Source organism: Pseudomonas sp. PIC25 (assembly GCF_002286785.1).
Taxonomy (GTDB): domain Bacteria; phylum Pseudomonadota; class Gammaproteobacteria; order Pseudomonadales; family Pseudomonadaceae; genus Pseudomonas_M.
On the sequence record NZ_MUJY01000114.1, the window covers coordinates 1 to 3,135 of the forward strand.

Sequence of the window (3,135 nt, forward strand, 5' to 3'; positions counted from 1 at the left end):
CCCCAGTGCCGCTCCTCGCGTATAGGCCGGGTCGAGGTTGAGGGTCATGGCCAGGGTCAGTACGCCGTTGTCGCGGCTCAGATCGAGTTCACCGACCAGACCGTAGAAATACACGCAGGTCTGATTCGCCGGCAGCATCACCAGTACCTCCTGCCCGTCCTCCAGCGCAACGTTGCAACAGCCCTGCGCGTCCAGCACGCGCCCGTTCATGGTCGTCACGCCGCACCGTATCAGCCAACGGTTGAGGGTTTCTTCCGCCTGTATGGAAGTCATGGCTTCTCCTTGGAAATCGGGCCCGGACTTGCCGGCCCCGTCCGTTCGATCGAGGGATGCCTGCACCAGGGTGCAGCTTCAATAATCGGGGCCTTTGCCAGCCTTGCGCAGCTGCTTCATGGCTTTTCGATAACTTTTCATGCGAAGGGCGAACTGACGTTGCGGGACCTCTAGCCGGACTGCACCGGTTCCAGCATCGACAGCGGCCGGCTCCGCTCATGCGGGTTTCGCTTGCAGGTATGTCCGTCAACCCTGGAGAAACGGCACCTGCACCTATGTCGGTCGCGGCCTCCTACCCCCGACTGAGTGGCAAGCAGTCAACAAGAGTTCGATGCGTCGCTACCCATCGCCTCCCGCGACGAAGCATGAACTGCCTCATGGCTACCGCTTCAGCATCGACCTGGGATGCAGTGTTCGCGAACGCCGGGTACGGGCTCGATAGCAAGCCATCTTCGTATCCAGCCGATGATTACAGACGGTGGGAGCACGCCTGAACGCGGCCTCATCGTCACTTGCTATGGGAACCAGCTCCCATTTTTTTCCACTGAACCAAAGCAGCAGTGGGCTCGGATTCCAATCGACAAGGCTTGGGCTCTGGCCATTTGAATGAATGCTCAGGAGTTCGACATGAACGTAAACGATACAAGCTATCAGTCCATGGCCTCCCTATTGGGAGAGTCCTTCCGCTCCGATCACGATCCCGATGCCGGAAATATATCCAGGCGATCGCATACCCCATCCAGCACCGGAGCGACCCATGCCGAGTCGACCCGGTGGGTGAATACCGTCGTCGGCGTTCACGACCCCGAGCATTCACCGAACGCCGTCGCCCTGCGCGAAAAACTGAACAAGCTGTTCGAGCCGCACATCACCGAACAGAACCGGGAGGCGTTCCGGCAACTCATCGACCAACGGGCGATTCGCCTGAACGAGATGGGGGAAACACCGGAAAGCGTCGAAGCCACTCTGGCCAAGGGGCAGAAGTTGGATCGTGTGGCACGGGGGGCGGTGGGAGCGCTTAATTCCGTACCGTTCGGTGCGGCCTCGCGCATGCTCGACACCGTGCCAGCGGTACTAGCCCCCTTTGCCGGACCGGCCATGGTCGGCTTGGCCGCCGGAACGATAGCAGGCATGGCGAATACCGTCGGGGTTGGCATGTTGAAACGGGCTACCAGCGATACCCAATGGCTGACCGCCAAGCCCGAGGAACTGGACCCGGTGATGGCCGATGCCGCCAAGGCCCGCGAGCCCAACCAGTTGCGCGCCACCCTCGAGGCGGGCGCGAATCTGCAGACATTCACGCTGCGCAACATCCTGCGCACCGGCTTGGCCGGCCTGACGATGACGAACGTCCCCGCCAAGAAAGAGAACGAAACTCCGGCCGAAACGGCGAACCGCACGGCCAAGGAAGAACACAACGCCAACATCAAGAACACCGACTCCTGGATCTCGGCGTCCGGCAGCGTGGTAGCGGGGGGTGCCTCCGCACTGATACAGCAGGGCATAGACGAGCATTATCACCGCAACGGCCCGGAATACCTGCTCGGCCGCCAGGATTGGGAAGCACGATACACGGCGCTGAAAGAGGTCAACCCGTTGAAGGACCCGCTGATCAATGCCGGCAAGCGATTGGCGAAGCTCCCCGTGGACATCGCAACCGACAGCCTCGAAGCGACCCGCAAGGTCTTCACCGCCAGCGCCCTGATGGAGAACGTCGGCATGCTCGGTGGCGGTTTTGCCGCCGTGTCCGTGGCACAAGCCGCAGCCAAAAAGACGGCGACCGACGCCGGTCTTGGCGAACCCGCCGTCGAAGCGATCAGCCAAGGCGTGAATACCGTCCTCGGCGGACCGATTTTCGCCGCATGGGCCGGGGCCTCGATCATGACCGGGCCGGCTGCCGATAAAGCGGCCACTTACCTGCAGGAGAAAGCCTCCTCGCTGCTCGGGCAGGCCGCCGATTACCTGCATGGCCGTCCATCCGGCTCCCAGCCGCTACCCGCCGACGACATCGCCTTGCAGATACTGGAGGAAGGACGGCAACCACCGCAGGATGCTACCGACAGTCAGCCCGTCGTCGCTCCTCACGACCAGAGCAGGCTGGAAATAGTGACGGAAGAGCCGCCAATCACTACCGATACGGCTCAGCCCTCCGCCAGCGGACAGGGCGAAGAGGAGATCAGGCACGAAGGAGAGCCACCGCTGAACAACGCCGAACGCAACGTGTAACTCACCTCGCTCAGGCGAACTGGGCGACGCCGCACCATGCGATGGGCACAGCAAATGACCGTCCTGAGCTGCAACCTCGGTAGTTTTGACGGCCCGGAAGTTCGAGGCACACTTCGGCTCCCGGGCCGATCCGTGACACGCTCAATCAACGGTCATTGGCGGCGACGCAGCACGTGGAATGGAGACGTAAAGGGCTGGCCGAGCCCGCCGGCTTCGCTGCGAGTCGAGGTAGGGAGCGACATTGCCCCTGATGCACGGTCCAGCCGGCCGTGCGTCCACTCAAGGTGCGCGGGGGGCGGTACTCCGAATCTGAATGGAACGGATCATGCCAGCCGCCCGCCGGAAGCCAACGCCCGGGTATTCAACGAGCCGCCCTCCCGCACCGCTCCCGGCGTGCCGGCCGGTGCCTGGTGGCGGTAGCGCTCGACATAATCCCTGAGCTGCCGGACCAGCTCGCCGAAATTGCGCAGCACACGGTCCAGCTCGTCTTCCCGCGCCTCTTCGAGCGAGTGGAAGGCGCGCAGCAGCAGTTGGCGTCGCTCCGGGTCGAACCCCAGTGCCGCTCCTCGCGTATAGGCCGGGTCGAGGTTGAGGGTCATGGCCAGGGTCAGTACGCCGTTGTCGCGGCTCAGATCG

The 3,135-nt window shown here is 63.0% G+C and carries 3 protein-coding genes; 1 reads left to right on the top strand and 2 read right to left on the bottom strand.

Features of this window, described 5'->3' with window-relative positions:
• On the bottom strand, nucleotides 1-273 hold a 273-nt coding region (locus tag BZL41_RS13670; protein WP_174706168.1), incomplete at its 3' end, for a CesT family type III secretion system chaperone.
• A 777-nt stretch (nucleotides 274-1,050) separates the two neighbouring features.
• Between BZL41_RS13670 and BZL41_RS13675 the strand changes: the two genes are divergently transcribed.
• Nucleotides 1,051-2,499, top strand: a complete 1,449-nt coding sequence (locus BZL41_RS13675; RefSeq protein WP_095599805.1) for a hypothetical protein — start codon at nucleotides 1,051-1,053, stop codon at nucleotides 2,497-2,499.
• 323 nt (nucleotides 2,500-2,822) lie between these two features.
• Here the strand turns inward: BZL41_RS13675 and BZL41_RS13680 are convergent.
• A partial coding sequence (locus BZL41_RS13680) for a CesT family type III secretion system chaperone (protein ID WP_174706169.1) occupies nucleotides 2,823-3,135 on the bottom strand: 313 nt, incomplete at its 5' end.